This window comes from Brevibacterium sp. 2SA (assembly GCF_005502845.1).
GTDB lineage: Bacteria > Actinomycetota > Actinomycetes > Actinomycetales > Brevibacteriaceae > Brevibacterium.
This window is the reverse complement of record NZ_SCMW01000029.1, coordinates 1-14,532: the sequence shown is the minus strand read 5'-3', so window position 1 is coordinate 14,532 and position 14,532 is coordinate 1. Positions and strand designations below refer to the sequence as shown.

Here is a 14,532-nt window from a genome sequence, read left to right as displayed (position 1 = left end):
TGCGGGTTGGTTGAGGTCACTGGCCCTCGGCGCGGATGACGGAGACGACGGAGCGGACGACGGGCAGTTCGCCGAGGCGCTCGACCGTCCGCGACAGCGCAGCGTCGGTGTTCTCGTGGGTCGCGAGCACGAGCTTGGCGTGCTGGACTCCGTCGTCGTCGATCTCGCCGATCGTCTGGCGCATGAGCTCGATCGAGGCGCCTTCGGCCGCGAAGACCTCGGAGACCGCGGCGAGCACGCCGGGACGGTCGACGACATCGAGGGTGATGTGATAGCGCGTGGTGATCGCCGAGATCGGCAGCAGCGTCGTCTCGGGGTGGAAGGGACGCTCGTACTGTCCGCGACCGCCGAGCACGCGGCGCCGGGCCACGGAGACGACGTCGCCGAGGACCGCCGAGGCCGTCGGCGCTCCCCCGGCGCCCTGGCCGTAGAACATCAGGGAGCCGGCGGCTTCGGCCTCGACGAAGACGGCGTTGAACGCCCCGTGGACCGAGGCCAGCGGATGCGTGCGCGGCAGCAGCGCGGGGTAGACGCGGGCCGAGAGGCCGGGTCCGGCCGGGGAGTCGGCGACGCGTTCGCACACCGCGAGCAGCTTGATGACGAAGCCCTGCTCCTTGGCGGTGGCGACCATGTCGGCGGTGATCCCGGTGATCCCCTCGACATGGACGTCGGCGATCGTCATCGGAGCATGGAAGGCGAGCGAGGAGAGGATCGCGGCCTTCGCGGCGGCGTCGTGTCCGCCGATGTCGGCCGTCGGGTCCGCCTCGGCGTATCCGAGCTCCTGGGCCGAGGCCAGCGCGTCGGCGAAGTCCCAGCCCTCGGTGTCCATCTGGTCGAGGATGTAGTTCGTCGTCCCGTTGACGATGCCCATGATCCGGTCGATGCGGTCACCGGCGAGCGAGTCGCCGACGGGCCGGATGATCGGGATGGCACCGGCGACCGCGGCTTCGTGCTCGAGGCGGACCTCGGTGTCGTCGGCGGCGGCCATGAGCTCGCCGTAGGAGGCCGCGAGCAGCGCCTTGTTCGCGGTGACGACCGATGACCCCTGCGCGAGCGCCTGCATGATGAGCGTCTTCGCCGGTTCGATCCCGCCCATCAGCTCGATGACGATGTCCGCCCCGGTGATCGCCGCCTCGGCGTCGGTGGTGAGCAGGCCGGGGTCGATGCCGGGCCGCTCCTTCGTCAGGTCACGGACGACGACGGCGGTGAGCTCGAGGGGGGCGCCGATCCGCTCCGCCAGCGCCTCGGAGCGGGACTGGATGCGCGCGGCGACCTCGGTGCCGACGACTCCGCTTCCGAGCATCGCGACTTTCAATGGCTGCATGGCTCACTCTCTGTTCTTCGGTCTCTGCGCAGGTGGGGGCTGCGTCATCGTCACTGCCGGGTGGCGTCCGCCATCCCGGGGTCGTTCGCAAAGAGCTGCGAGTACGTCTCGGGAGTGACGATCCAGTCCACCCTATCCGGTGTCACGGCCAGCACCCCCGGTCGGGCGACATGATTGTAATTGCTCGACAGGGCGCGGCAGTAGGCTCCGGTGCCGGGGACGGCGACGAGGTCACCGGGAGCGACGTCGGCACCCATGTACTCGTCGCGGACGATGATGTCGCCGGACTCGCAGTGCTTCCCGACGACGCGGACGACGGCGGGGTCGGCATCGGAGTTCCGATTGGCCAAGGTACACGAATAGTCGGCGTCGTAGAGAGCTGTCCGAATGTTGTCGCTCATGCCGCCGTCGACGGCGACGTAGGTGCGCACACCGGAGTCGGTGACGACCTCCTTGACGGTGCCGACCGCATAGAGGGTGAAGACGGCCGGGGAGACGATCGCACGACCGGGCTCGATGGAGATCCGCGGCACGTTCGTCCCGAGCCCACGGCATTCCTTGACCACCACCTCGGCGAGGGCGCCGGCCATCTCCGCGACGGGAATGGGCGTGTCCTGCGAGGTGTAGCGGATGCCGAAGCCGCCGCCGAGGTCGACGTCGGGCAGGTCGACGCCGTGGTCGGACATGATCTGGGCCCGAAGCGCGAGCACCCGCGCGGCCGCGACCTGGAATCCCGAGATGTCGAAGATCTGGGAGCCGATGTGCGAGTGGAGGCCGTCGAGGCGCAGGTGCGCGGAGTCGACGACGCGGGCGGCGGCCTCGGCGGCCTTGCCGGCGGCGACGGAGAGACCGAACTTCTGGTCTTCGTGCGCCGTGGCGATGAAGTCGTGGGTGTGGGCTTCGACGCCGACGGTGACGCGGAGCATGACGGGGGCGATGACGCCCTTGGCGGCGGCCACGGCTTCGAGCCGGTCGACCTCGTCGAGGCTGTCGACGATGATCCGGCCGACGCCGTAGTCGAGGGCGTACTCGAGTTCGGCGATCGATTTGTTGTTCCCGTGCAGACCGATGCTCTCCCCCGGCACGCCGGCGGCGTGGGCGATCATCATCTCCCCGAGCGAGCACGTGTCGAGTCCGAGTCCGGCCTCGTGCACCCATTTCGCGACGGCAGTGCAGAGGAAGGCCTTGCCGGCGTAGAAGACGTCGACTCCGGACAGGCCCTTCTCCGGGGCGAACGCCGCCGCATAGGCATCGCGGTAGAGCCCGGCGCGGGAGCGGAAGTCATCGACGTCGAAGACGAAGGTCGGCGTGCCGAAGCGCTCGGCGAGCTCGGTCACCGGGTGTCCGGCGATCGTGAGCACCCCGTCGGCGCCCTTGGCCACGTTGTCCGACCAGAGGCTCGGCATGACGGCGTTGACGTCGTCGGGGTAGGGCAGCCACACGGGGGCGGGGGTCGCGTGGAGCTGTCCGGCGATGTGGGCGGGCATTCATATCCTCTCCGGGGCGGTGACGCCCAGCAGTCGCAGTCCTGTGGCGAGGACCGTGGTCGCACCGGCCGCGAGCACGCAGCGCGCTGCGTGGACGGCGGTGATGTCGGCATCAAGGGTGGGAACGATGTCGCGCTCGGCTGCCGACCATGCGGTGAGTGCCGCGGCGAGGTCCTCGAGCACGACGGTCACCGAGCGCAGAGACTCCCCCGGCCGCCTGCCGGCATCGGCCGGTCGGCCGGTCGGCAGCGGGCCGTCTGACAGCGGGCCGTCCGGCTGAGGACCGTCCGGCTGCGGGCCGTCCGGCTGCGGGCCGGTCGCCGCTGGTGTGATCGGCGCTGAGCCGGCCGCCCGGGCGAGGAGTCCCGCAGCCTCGGTGATCTGCAGCGCGAGCTGACGGTCGGCGGGAGCGAGGGGGACATCCGGTGCGAATCGGCGGGGGTCCGCCGCACGGGATTCGGAGCCTGCCGTGAGACGATCCGCAGTCGGTCCCGCAACGACGCGGATCCCGGCCGCAGCGGCGCGGCGGAGCAGGCGACGCCCGGTCGCGTGGGCGTGCTGGACGCGGTGGAGCGGGTTGGCTGCGGTGGCCGCGCGGAGCAGTTCGACGTCGCGGGCGAGGGCGGTCGCAGTGCGGGAGCGGGCGGACCCGTAGCGACGGGCATCGGCGTCGAGGACTCCGCGGCAGGCCGGCTCCGTCGGAAGGTCGGACGAGGCGACGGTCGCTCCGGTCCCGGAATCGCCGAGGTGGCGGCCCGCAGCGATCTGCGCGACGGTGCCGAGCAGGGCAGGGGTCGTCAGCACGATGCGGAGGAACCCCGGGCCGGTGACCGTGACCGATGCGATGGCCGGATGGGAGGCGACCGCCTCGGCGATGGACTCCGCCGCCGACCGCGGCGCCCGCGCGCCCAGGCGCAGGGGCAGATTGGACTGCCAGTCGCCCGCGGCGGCATCCCTGCCGCGCCGCAGCACAGCGCCGGTGGGCAGCGCGCCGGTCGGCAGTGGGCCGGTCGGCACAGCACCGTTCGGCACAGCGCCGTTCGGCAGCGGTCCGGGTGCCGGCGCGTCGCCGGGTGACGACCCGATGTCCGTGACGGTGCGGGCCGCATCCTCCGCGGGGCGCAGCGTCGACAGAGCCGCCTCGGCGAGGACGGCGTGCAGCTGTTCCGGGGTCACGTCCCCAGCGTACTCGGGGCGGCAGACCCCGACCGAATCGTCCGCATGCTCAGATGTGCCCCGGTCGGCTCGCCGGGATGGTGACGCCGAGCTTGAGGGCGACGGAGGCGAGGACGAAGACGATCGCAGGGGTGAGGGTGTCGGAGCTCTCGACGAGGAGGGCGAAGAGCAGGGGCCCGGTGGCGGCCATGAGGTAGCCGCCGCCCTGGACGAACCCGGCGAGGGCCGCCGAGGCTTCCGGGGTCGCCGAGCGCAGGGTGATGAGGGTGAGGGCGAGCGGGAACGTCGAGATGCCGATGCCGAGCAGCACCGTCCACAGCACGGGAGCCGCCTGCGGGGCGAGCCAGAGACCGATGTAGCCCGCCGCGAGGCTGAAGCAGAAGGCGATGACGATCGGGGCGGCGCTGCGCAGACGCGCCGTGAGTGCCGGGAGGACGAAGCCGAGGACGAGGGGCACGGCGGTGACGAGGGCGAGCATGGCCCCGGCGAAGGCGGAGTCGAATCCCGCACGGGTGAGCAGCGGGGGCAGCCACGTGAAGAGGATGAAGTTGTTGAACGACGTCATCCCCGTCATCGCCATCAGCGCCCATGCCCGCGGGGTCCGCAGCAGGCGGCGCAGCTCGGCGCCGCCGACGACGGTCGCGGTCACGGTCGCCCGGGCCGGAGGACGGCGCACGGCGATGACCGCCCACACGGCGACGGCGACGACCGCGCACACGACCCACACGAGCAGCGAGCCCCGCCAGTCGAACTGTCTGGCCAGCGGGACGGCGACGAGCGGCGGGAGGAACGTGCCGAGCTGGAGCAGACCGACGTGGACGGTCGACATGAGCGCGACCCGGTCGGGGAAGTGCGACTTGACGATCGGGGGCACGACGACGTTGCCGAATCCCATGCCGAGGAGCGCGACGACGCTGAGGAGGAGGAAGAGGGTCGGGGAGGACACGAGCGCGCGGGCGCCGAGGCCGAGGGCGATCATGATCATCGCGACGAGGCTGAGTGTGATCGCCGAATACCGGGAGACGAGCCTGGGGGCGAGGAACCCCCCGACCCCGTAGAGGAGCGGCGGCAGCATCCCGATGATCGCGAGGAACGCGGCGCTCAGCGGGATCTCGGTGCCCATGAGATCGAGCAGCGGGGAGAGCCCGGTGACGCCGGGACGGAGGTTGAAGGCGGCGACGACGATGCCGAGCAGGATGATCGCGGTCGTCCATGCAGCCCTCATAGAGGCATTTCTACCACTGTCCCTGCCGCCGACCGCCCAGCGGGGTCACGTCTCGCTCAGTTCTCCTGCTTGAGGCCCTCGACGGGAGAGAGTCGGGCCGCGCGCCGGGCCGGGGCGAGGGCGGAGAGGATGCCGGCGAGCATGGCGACGACGAGGATGCCCGCCGAGGCCGGCAGCGACCAGTCGACGACGAAGGCGTTCGAGAAGTCGGCGGTGATGAGCCGGGTGGCGACGATGCCGAGGGCCCCGCCGAGGGCGAGGCCGATGAGGGCGGCGACGACGGAGATGAGCACGGCCTCGAACGCGAGCAGCGCGCGCAGCTGGGCGAGGCTGAGCCCGAGCGCCCGCAGCAGCGAGTTCTCCCGCCGCCGTTCGATGACCGAGAGGCTGATCGTGTTCGACACCCCGATGAGGGCGATGAGGACGGCGACGAAGAGGACGCCGACTGCCATGAGGAGGAGCACATCGATGACCTGGGAGAAGAGTCCGCGGTCGACAGCCGAGCCGATGACCTCGTCGGTGGGGACGTCGAGCGCCTCGGCGACGTCCTGCCGGATCCGCAGGATGTCGGTGACGCTCTGGTCGGGGGTGAGCGTGATGAGGACGGCGGTGGCGGCCGGGGAGATCCCGATGTCGTTGCCGACATCGGCGGTCGTGAAGTACGCCCGGGTCGACTCCCCGGCGCGTTCGACGGGAACCGCGGCGTCGGTGAGGCCGCGGACGACGACGGTGTCGCGCGGATAGTCGGCGGGCACCGTGACCCGACCGGGCACGAGCGGCGGTGCGGCGTCGCCGAGGAGCGCCTCGGCGGATCCGGGATCGAGGATGTAGAGCTCGGCCTCGTCGTCGACGACCTGCCCGTGATAGGCGAGCACAGCCGTGTCGACGCCGTCGATGTCCCTGATGTCGCTCAGCGTGGTCGCATCGGTGCCGTTGCCCAGCGACACCGCGACGTCGATGGGGAAGTGCTGTTCGAGTCCGGCGCTCAGCGTCGCCTTCGTCGACATGCCGCCGACGACGAGGGTGGACACGAGGGTGACGCCGATGACGAGGGCCGCCGCGGTCGAGCCGGTGCGGCGGCGGTTGCGCAGGGTGTTGAGCGTCGCGAGCTGGCCCGGCAGCCCCCACGGGGTCACAGCGAGATCGCCGATCCAGGAGACGACAGGTGGGATGATCTGACCCGAGCAGAGGACGATCCCGACGACGACGAGGGCTCCGCCGACGGCGCCGACGACGATCCAGGCACTCGACGAGGCGGCGAAGACCAGCGCGGCGACGATGCTCACCGCCCCGATCGCGATGCTGCCCCAGCCGACCGCCCCGCGGGCCCGGGACTGGCGGGTCGGGGCGCCCGTGACGTCGAAGGGCTGAAGCGCCTCGAGGGGTGTCACGGCGATCGCACTGCGCGCCGGACGGATGGTCGCGGCCAGGGTGAGGATGACGCCGACGACCACGCCGACGACGAGCGCCCAGCCGGGAACCGAGAGCGAGACGTAGGCGAACTCGCTCTCCCAGAAGCGCTTCGCCACGGCGATGAGCGCGGCACTGACCCCGATCCCGGCGATGACACCGACGAGCGAACCGGCGAGGCCGACGACAAGGCCCTCGACGAGCACGGACCCGTAGAGCTGCCGCCGTGAGGCGCCGAGGCAGCGCAGCAGGGCGAGCTCGCGACGGCGTCCGGCGACGATGACGGAGAACGTGTTGGAGACGACGAGGACGGCGACGACGACGGAGATCCCCGCGCAGCCGAGCAGCATCCACGCGATGAAGCTGCTGCCCTGGGAGAACTCCGTGACCTGCCGGTCGATCGCCTCGTCGACGCTCAAGGTCTGCAGCTGCCCGCGCAGGGCGGAGTCGGCGAGGAACGCCTCGACCCTGCTGCGCACCGCCGCGGCGTCGCCGGCATCCGCGTCGACGTCGATCTGGATCGCCGAGACCCGGCCGATCTGAGCGAAGTGCTCACGGTAGCTCGCTGCCGTCGTCAGGGCCCGGGGCAGGCCGGCGAGCGTCGGGTCCTCCCCCATGTCGGCGATGCCGACGACCGTGAAGTCCGTCACGGCGCTGCGGGGGGCGCGGTAGATCGGCATCTCCTCGGCATCGGTGTCGATGCGCGCCGAGGCGGTGGAGAAGCGCACGACATCACCGACGGCCAGTCCGAGGTCGGCGGCCGTCCCGGAGTCGACGACGAGGTCGGTGGCCGCCTGCGGCCGGGTGCCCTCGCGCACGGCGAAGGTGTCGAGACCCGGGTCGACGGGGGTCGGAGAGATCGCGAAATCCGTGTCGGCGAAGGCATCGCTGCGACCCGAGGCGATGGCGCTCGCCGCGACGTCGACGGCGCCGATCCCCGGCTCCGCGGCGAGGTCGTCGCTGAAGGCGGCGACCGCGGAGGGCTCGGGATCGGCTCCCGTCTCGGGCATGAGCACGAGATCGGCGTTGGCGTAGGTCTGGCTGATGCCGTCGCGCACGCTGGCGTCGAGCGAGGCGCTGATGATGAGGGTCGCTGAGACGAAGCCCGCCGCCAGCGCGATGCCGAGCCCGATCGCGGTGAACCGCGCGAAGTGGACGCGGATCTGCGCGAAGGCGACGGAGATCACTGTCCGCTCAGCTCGCTCAGTCCGGTGGCGACCGCCTGCGGGGTCGGTGCGGTGATCTCTCCCCCGACGCGTCCGTCCTTGAGGAGGACGACCCGGTCGGCGTGCGCGGCGGCGGCGGGATCGTGGGTGACGAGGATGATCGTCTGCCCGTACTGGGAGGCGGCGGCGTGGAGGAGGTCGAGCACTTCGGCCCCGGAGAGGGAGTCGAGATTGCCCGTCGGTTCGTCGGCGAAGACGACGTCGGGGCGGGTGAGCAGGGCACGGGCGACGGCGACGCGCTGCTGCTGACCGCCGGAGAGCTCATGCGGGCGGTGCTTGAGCCGGTCGCCGATGCCGAGACGCTCGACGATCTCCGCCTTCCAGGCGGTGTCGATGGTGCCGCGGGCCAGGGACACGGGCAGGTCGATGTTCTGCTCGGCGTTGAGCGTGGGCACGAGGTTGAAGGCCTGGAAGATGAAGCCGACCCGGTCGCGGCGCAGCTGGGTGAGTTCGCGGTCGTTGAGCGCGGTGATGTCCTCCCCGCGCATGAGGATCTCGCCCGAGTCGACGCGGTCGAGTCCGGCGAGGACGTGCATGAACGTCGACTTGCCCGACCCGGAGGGGCCCATGATCGCGGTGAGCCGACCGGAGTCGAAGTCGACGCTGATGTCATCGAGCGCGGTCACCGCGGTGTCGTCGCGGCCGAAGCTCTTGCGCAGGCGTCGGGCCCGCAGCACCACCTCGGTGTCGGTTGTCGTCGTCATCACTGTCCTCATCGTCTGGCTGACCGGAGGGGAGAACGAGAAACCGCCCACCTCAGCGACTGAGATGGGCGGATCGCTGTGCCCGCGACAGGATTCGAACCTACGACCTTCTGCTCCGGAGGCAGACGCTCTATCCACTGAGCTACGCGGGCAACGCATGTCATGCTATCACCGACAGCGAGGTGAACCCAAAACGCCGCCCGACAGTGTCGGGCGGCGGAGCGGGTGAGGGCTCAGGAGCCCTTCATGTCCTTGCGACCGGGGACGTACTCCCAGTGCCAGAGCTCGTAGGCGTTCGCCTTGGCCCAGTCCGGGTTCTCCCAGCCGTACTTGCCGGCGTTGGCCTCGAGCCACGCGTAGTTCGAGGTGTCGAGGTCGAGCGCGAGTCCCCACCCATGGTTGGAGGTGCCCGGACGCGCGGCGAAGCCGGGCTTGCGGGCGGCCACGGAGATCTGGCCCTCGAGCGAGCGGTAGGAGTCAGTGATGCCGATGTCCTTGCCGGTGTCCTTCTTGAACGCGGCGTTCATCTCCGCGAAGGCGACAGCGGCGTCCGAGCGCAGCTTGTGATCGCCGACGCCGACGCTGCACAGCCATTCCTCGGGCAGCTCGCCGTTCGACGGGGTGCCCGACGGGGCCTCACCGGAGCAACCGGGCAGGACGGTCTTCTCGATCGCGCGGGACGCGGCCTCGGCCTTGTTCTGCTTCGCGCTGGGAGCGCCGATCTCGATGCTCGTCGTCTCATCGGTCTCGGGGATGTCCGCGGAGACCGATTCGGCGTTGATGGTGCGCGTCTGCGACTCGGCCGCGGACGTGTCGACCTTGACCTCCTGCGAGCCGCTCATGTTGCCGGCGATCATCACCGCAGCGATCGCGGTGCCGGTGACGGAGACGGTGGCCAGAGCCGAAGCGGTGGTGACGCGCTTGCGGCGGACCGAGCGCAGGAGCGCACCGTCGGAACCGCGGTCGCTCAGGGACGCGGCGAGGGTGCCGGTGCCGCGCGATTCGGCGGCCATGGCCGCCCGGCGCGGGGATCCGGCCGCGGCCCTGGCCTCGGCGGCCATCGCGGCGCGGCGCGGAGAGAGTGTCGTGGAGGGGGCTGCTGCCCGGGACTGCGACGGGGTGTCGCGGGAGAAGGCGCTCGAAGCGGTGTGCTGTTTGCGCAGATCGCGCCGGCGGACCGGTGCCACTGCGGTCGAGGAATCACTCGACATATCACTCCATACTGTCGTCTGCTGTGCTGCATGCCCGTCGCCTGCGCAACGAGAGAAAAGCTTATGTCACAACACTATAACGGCATTGTTACAGAATGTCATGTGATTCCACTTTTACGGGTGTGACCTGCACCGATGGCCGTGTCGGAGAGGCCGGACACGACCCGGGATGTTACCCGGCACACCCTGTTCGTTACATTTCGTTACACAGACCACGCCTCGGCCGTGACCTCGGCCACCGTGCGAGACGAAGCTCACCTCAGCTGCCGAACCGTCCCCGCTGCATCGCGTCCTGGACCTCGCCGACGAGCTCCTCGAGGACGTCTTCGAGGAAGAGCACGCCGAGCACCTCGCCGTCGGCGTCGAGGACGCGGGCGACGTGGATGCCGACCTTCTGCATCTGCGCGAGCGCCTCCTCGACTTCGTCGTCGGCCATGACCGTGAAGAGGGGACGGAACCGCTTCGCCGGCACCGGTTCGGTGTCGCGCTCGGAGTAGAGCACGTCCTTGATGTGGAGGTAGTGCCCGGGATACCCGTCCTCGTCGACGACGAAGTAGCGGGAGTACCCCGTGCGCCCGACGAGGGTGACGAGTTCGTCGGGGGTCACCTCGGCGCTGATCGTGATGAGGTCGGACATCGGCACCATGATGTCGGCGGCGGTCTTGTCGCTGAACTCGAGCGCGCCCTTGAGCAGGCCGGTCTCGTCGTTGAGCAGGCCCTCGCGCTTGGACTCCGCGACGATCGATTCGACCTGCTCGATCGTGAAGGCCTCATTGACCTCGTCACGCGGCTGGATGCCGATGAGGCGCAGCACCGCGTTCGCGAGGCCGTTGAGCGGCTTGATGACGAAGCCGAAGATCCGGGCGAGGAAGACCAGCGGCGGGGCGAGCAGCATGACCGCCCGGCCCGAGGTCGCCAGCGCGATGTTCTTCGGCACCATCTCGCCGATGACGACGTGGAGGTAGGTGACGATGCCGAGGGAGAGGATGAACGAGATCGTCGACGCCGCCGATTCGGGGATGCCGAGTCCCGCGAGCGGTCCGGCGAGCAGATGGTGGATCGCCGGTTCGGAGACGTTGCCGAGCAGCAGCGAGCACACGGTGATGCCGAGCTGACAGATCGCGAGCATGAGCGAGACGTGCTCCATCGCGTAGAGCGCCGTCTTCGCCGCCCCCGACCCGGCGGCCGCGCGCGGCTCCACCTGGGAGCGCTTGGCGGCGACGATCGCGAACTCCGAGGCGACGAAGAACGCGTTGCCGAGCAGCAGGACGACGAGCCAGATGAGTCCGAGCCAATCAGAGCTCATGCTTCTGACCTCCCTCTGCACGGTGGTGGGCGTCGGCGGCGTGACCAGGCTGGACGTCGGCGGCGTCGTAGGCCTCGGCGTCGGTGGCGCGCATCACCACACGCAGCCGCTCGATTCGGCGGCCGTGCATCCGCTCGACCCGGATGAGGGCATCGGGCGTGCGCACCTCGTCGCCGGGCTCCGGAATCCGACCGAGCTCCTTGAGGACGAAGCCGGCGATCGTCTCGTAGTCGGAGTCCTCGGGGATCGTCAGGCCGATCGTCGCCTCGATCTCATCGGGGCGCAGCTGCCCGGGCACGATCCACGAACCGTCGCGGACCGGTCGCGCGGCCACCCTCATCCGGTCGTGCTCGTCGGCGACCTCCCCGACGAGCTCCTCGACGACGTCCTCGAGGGTGACGACGCCGGCGGTGCCGCCGAACTCGTCGACGACGACGGCCATCTGCATGCCCTTGCCGCGCAACTCCATGAGCAGCGGGTCGAGACGCAGGGTCTCGGGGATCTCGGTGACCTCGGTCATCAGTCCCCCGGCGTAGGCATCGTCGCGGTTGGCCGGGGGCACCGCGAAGGCCTGTTTGACGTGGACGACGCCGAGGATGTGGTCCTTGTCCTCGCCGGCGACAGGGAACCGCGAATACCCGGTCGCCCGGGCCTGTTCGATGATCTGGCGCGCCGTCGTGTCCTTCGTCACCGAGGACATCCGGGTGCGCGGGGTCATGACGTCCTCGGCGGTGCGCTCGGAGAAGGACAGGGTGCGCTCGAGCAGGTCCGCGGTCTGCTCGTCGAGCACCCCCTCCTCGGCGGAGTGGCGCACGAGCGAGGTCAGCTCCTCCGGGGAACGGCCGACCGTGCCCTCCTCCTGCGGTTCGATCCCCATCGCCCGCAGGATCTTGTTCGCCGTGCCGTTGAGGAACGCGATGACGGGCTTGAGGACGACGGAGAAGACGTACTGGATGGGGGCGGCGATGCGTCCGGTGGCGAGCGGGATCGCGATGGCGAGGTTCTTCGGCACGAGTTCGCCGAAGATCATCGACAGCACCGTGGAGATGATGAGGGCGATCGCCAGGGCGATCGGCTCGGCCAGTCCCGGGCCCGCGCCCCACGACTCGAAGACCGGCGAGAGCAGCCGTCCGAGCGAGGGCTCCATGAGGTAGCCGGTGAGCAGCGTGGTGATCGTGATGCCGACCTGGGCAGCCGAGAGCTGCGTCGACAGATGCGTCATCGACTGCCGCAGGGTCTTCGCTCCGACCACCCCGTCGGCCACGGCCTTGTCAGCGGTGTGCCGGTCGAGAGTGAGGAGGGAGAATTCGGCGGCGACGAAGATGCCCGTGCCGCAGATGAGAAGGAGGGCGAGGGCCAGGTACAGCCATTCCATCAGTGACGAGTCCCGCTCGACGAGACCTCGATGCGAGTCTCAACTGTGCCAACGACCCTTGCCAGAGGCGGATCGTCGTCTGGGGCGCCGGCTTCCCGCCGGCAGGGACTGTCACTGAGCATGGGTCGATCTTACCAACTTCCCGCCAGCGGTCGACCCTCTTCGTACCCGGCGGCGCTCTGGACGCCGACGCTCGCCCGCTCGGCGAACTCGGTGAGGCTCTGCGCACCGGCATAGGTGAACGAGCTGCGAACCCCCGAGGTGATCGAGTCGAGGAGATCCTCGACGCCGGGCGAGGCGGGGTCGATGTACATCGTCGACGAGGAGATGCCCTCCTCGAACAGCCCCTTGCGGGCCCGGGAGAACGCCGATTCCGTCCGCGTCCGGTTCGCCACCGCACGCGCCGAGGCCATGCCGAAGCTCTCCTTGTACCGGCGTCCCTCACCGTCGACGAGGAGGTCGCCCGGGGATTCGTGGGTGCCGGCGAACCACGAGCCGATCATCACCTGGGAGGCACCGGCGGCCAGCGCCAGCGCGACGTCGCGCGGGTAGCGCACTCCCCCGTCGGCCCACACGTGCGCACCGAGCTCCGCGGCGGCCGCGGCGCATTCGGCGACGGCGGAGAACTGGGGGCGACCGACAGCGGTCATCATCCGCGTCGTGCACATCGCCCCTGGCCCGACGCCGACCTTGACGATCTGGGCGCCGGCGGAGACGAGGTCGCGCACGCCGTCGGCGGTGACGACGTTGCCGGCGACGATCGGCACCCCGAGGTCGGCGTCGGCGACGGCGGTGAGGACGTCGAGCATCTTGCCCTGATGGCCGTGGGCGGTGTCGACGACGAGGACGTCGGCACCGGCGGCGACGAGCGCCTCGGCGCGCTGGGCGGCATTGCCGTTGACGCCGATCGCCGCGGCGATCCGGAGCTTCCCGGCCGCGTCGAGGTTGGGGGTGTAGATCGAGGAGCGCAGGAGCGACTTCGGCGTCAGCGCGCCGAGAAGGTGCCCGGCGTCGTTGACGACCGCGGCGTAGGAGGTCCGCGCGTCGTTCATCGTCTCGAAGAGGGTCTCGAGCGCCTCGGCGTCGGCCCAGTCGATCTCGTCGGCCCTGATGACCTGCGGGGAGGTCTCGGTGAGTTCGCCGACCGCGGTGAACCGGTCGACGTCGCGGAGGTTCGCGGCGTCGATGACGCCGACGAGGGAACCGGATCCGTCGACGACGGCGCCGAATCCGTGGGCGCGTTTGCCGAGCACGTGGAGTGCGGAGAGCACGGTGTCCTCGGGCGAGAAGCGGAGCGCGGATTCGAAGATCCGGTCACGGCTCTTGACCCAGCGGATCGTGTCCTCGGCGGCGGTCAGCGGGATGTCCTGGGGCAGCACGGCGAGACCGCCTCGGCGGGCCATCGTCTCCGCCATCCGCCGCCCCGATACGGCGGTCATGTTGGCGGCCACGATGGGGGTCGGGGACCCTGTCGGATCGGTGGAGGTGAGGTCGACGTCGAATCGCGAGGTCAGCGACGAGGAATTGGGGACAAGGAACACGTCGGAATACGTGAGATCGTGTTCAGGTTGGTGTGAAATGAAACGCATAACACTATTGTCCCCTATGTGCACATTCGCAGGCACATCGCGTTACGCTGGTGTGTGTCGTATTGCAGCAATTCTTGAACAGGAAGTAGGCGATCAACGCCGTGTCCGTCAATACTCCGAACCGCACCGTCGACGACTTCGGGTCGAATGAGTGGTTGGTCGAGGAACTGTACGAACAGTTTAAGTCAGACAAGAACTCTGTGGACAAGTCCTGGTGGCCGTTCTTCGACGAGTACGAGAAGGCGAACGGAGCGGAGTCGGCGCAGACGACCTCCTCCGCATCGTCCTCGGCTGCGGATTCCGCACCCCAGTCCACGAGCTCCACGGCGAAGACGGCTGAGAAGTCCGCGCCGCAGGCGGGCAAGAAGGCCGGGGACGCGGCTGCCGCACCGCAGAGCACCGAGGCCGCCACCGCCGAACGCCCCGACTCGGTGCCCGCGAACAAGGAGACCTCGCGCGGGGTCTCCCCGTCCTCGGCGGAGACCGAGACGCTCAAGGC

The 14,532-nt window shown here is 70.0% G+C and carries 11 protein-coding genes and 1 tRNA gene; 1 reads left to right on the top strand and 11 read right to left on the bottom strand.

What is annotated here, in order from left to right; translation table 11 throughout:
• Window positions 1-16 precede the first annotated feature (16 nt).
• The 11 genes from FFS20_RS11135 to FFS20_RS11085 all read right to left on the bottom strand — a co-directional run bounded on the left by FFS20_RS11135 (window position 17) and on the right by FFS20_RS11085 (window position 14,033).
• A complete protein-coding gene (locus FFS20_RS11135) occupies window positions 17-1,324 on the bottom strand; it encodes a homoserine dehydrogenase (RefSeq protein ID WP_137825921.1) in 1,308 nt (435 codons plus the stop codon).
• A 50-nt stretch (window positions 1,325-1,374) separates the two neighbouring features.
• Window positions 1,375-2,811: a diaminopimelate decarboxylase gene (gene lysA / locus FFS20_RS11130; protein WP_137825920.1), complete on the bottom strand. Its 1,437-nt coding sequence runs from the start codon at window positions 2,809-2,811 to the stop codon at window positions 1,375-1,377.
• A complete protein-coding gene (locus FFS20_RS11125; protein WP_171007063.1) occupies window positions 2,812-3,987 on the bottom strand; it encodes a DALR anticodon-binding domain-containing protein in 1,176 nt (391 codons plus the stop codon). It lies immediately after the preceding gene.
• Window positions 3,988-4,036: 49 nt separating this feature from the next.
• A complete protein-coding gene (locus tag FFS20_RS11120; RefSeq protein WP_137825918.1) occupies window positions 4,037-5,212 on the bottom strand; it encodes an MFS transporter in 1,176 nt (391 codons plus the stop codon).
• A gap of 56 nt (window positions 5,213-5,268) precedes the next feature.
• Window positions 5,269-7,809 carry an FtsX-like permease family protein gene (locus FFS20_RS11115; protein ID WP_137825917.1) on the bottom strand — a complete coding sequence of 847 codons (2,541 nt, stop codon included), beginning with the start codon at window positions 7,807-7,809 and terminating at the stop codon, window positions 5,269-5,271.
• Complete coding sequence (locus tag FFS20_RS11110; RefSeq protein WP_171007062.1) at window positions 7,806-8,552, bottom strand: ABC transporter ATP-binding protein; 747 nt, start codon at window positions 8,550-8,552, stop codon at window positions 7,806-7,808. Before FFS20_RS11110 ends, FFS20_RS11115 begins: the two co-directional genes overlap by 4 nt.
• A 79-nt stretch (window positions 8,553-8,631) precedes the next feature.
• Window positions 8,632-8,704, bottom strand: a tRNA-Arg gene (locus tag FFS20_RS11105).
• Window positions 8,705-8,785: 81 nt separating this feature from the next.
• A complete protein-coding gene (locus tag FFS20_RS11100) occupies window positions 8,786-9,763 on the bottom strand; it encodes a M15 family metallopeptidase (RefSeq protein WP_137825915.1) in 978 nt (325 codons plus the stop codon).
• 259 nt (window positions 9,764-10,022) lie between these two features.
• Entirely contained in the window at window positions 10,023-11,069 is a 1,047-nt protein-coding gene (locus tag FFS20_RS11095) for a hemolysin family protein (RefSeq protein ID WP_137825914.1), read from the bottom strand.
• Window positions 11,059-12,444: a hemolysin family protein gene (locus FFS20_RS11090; protein ID WP_137825913.1), complete on the bottom strand. Its 1,386-nt coding sequence runs from the start codon at window positions 12,442-12,444 to the stop codon at window positions 11,059-11,061. The genes FFS20_RS11095 and FFS20_RS11090 overlap by 11 nt, the downstream gene beginning before the upstream one ends.
• Before the next feature lie 131 nt (window positions 12,445-12,575).
• Complete coding sequence (locus FFS20_RS11085; RefSeq protein WP_137825912.1) at window positions 12,576-14,033, bottom strand: GuaB1 family IMP dehydrogenase-related protein; 1,458 nt, start codon at window positions 14,031-14,033, stop codon at window positions 12,576-12,578.
• A gap of 101 nt (window positions 14,034-14,134) precedes the next feature.
• Between FFS20_RS11085 and FFS20_RS11080 the strand changes: the two genes are divergently transcribed.
• On the top strand, window positions 14,135-14,532 hold a 398-nt coding region (locus FFS20_RS11080; protein ID WP_137825911.1), incomplete at its 3' end, for a hypothetical protein.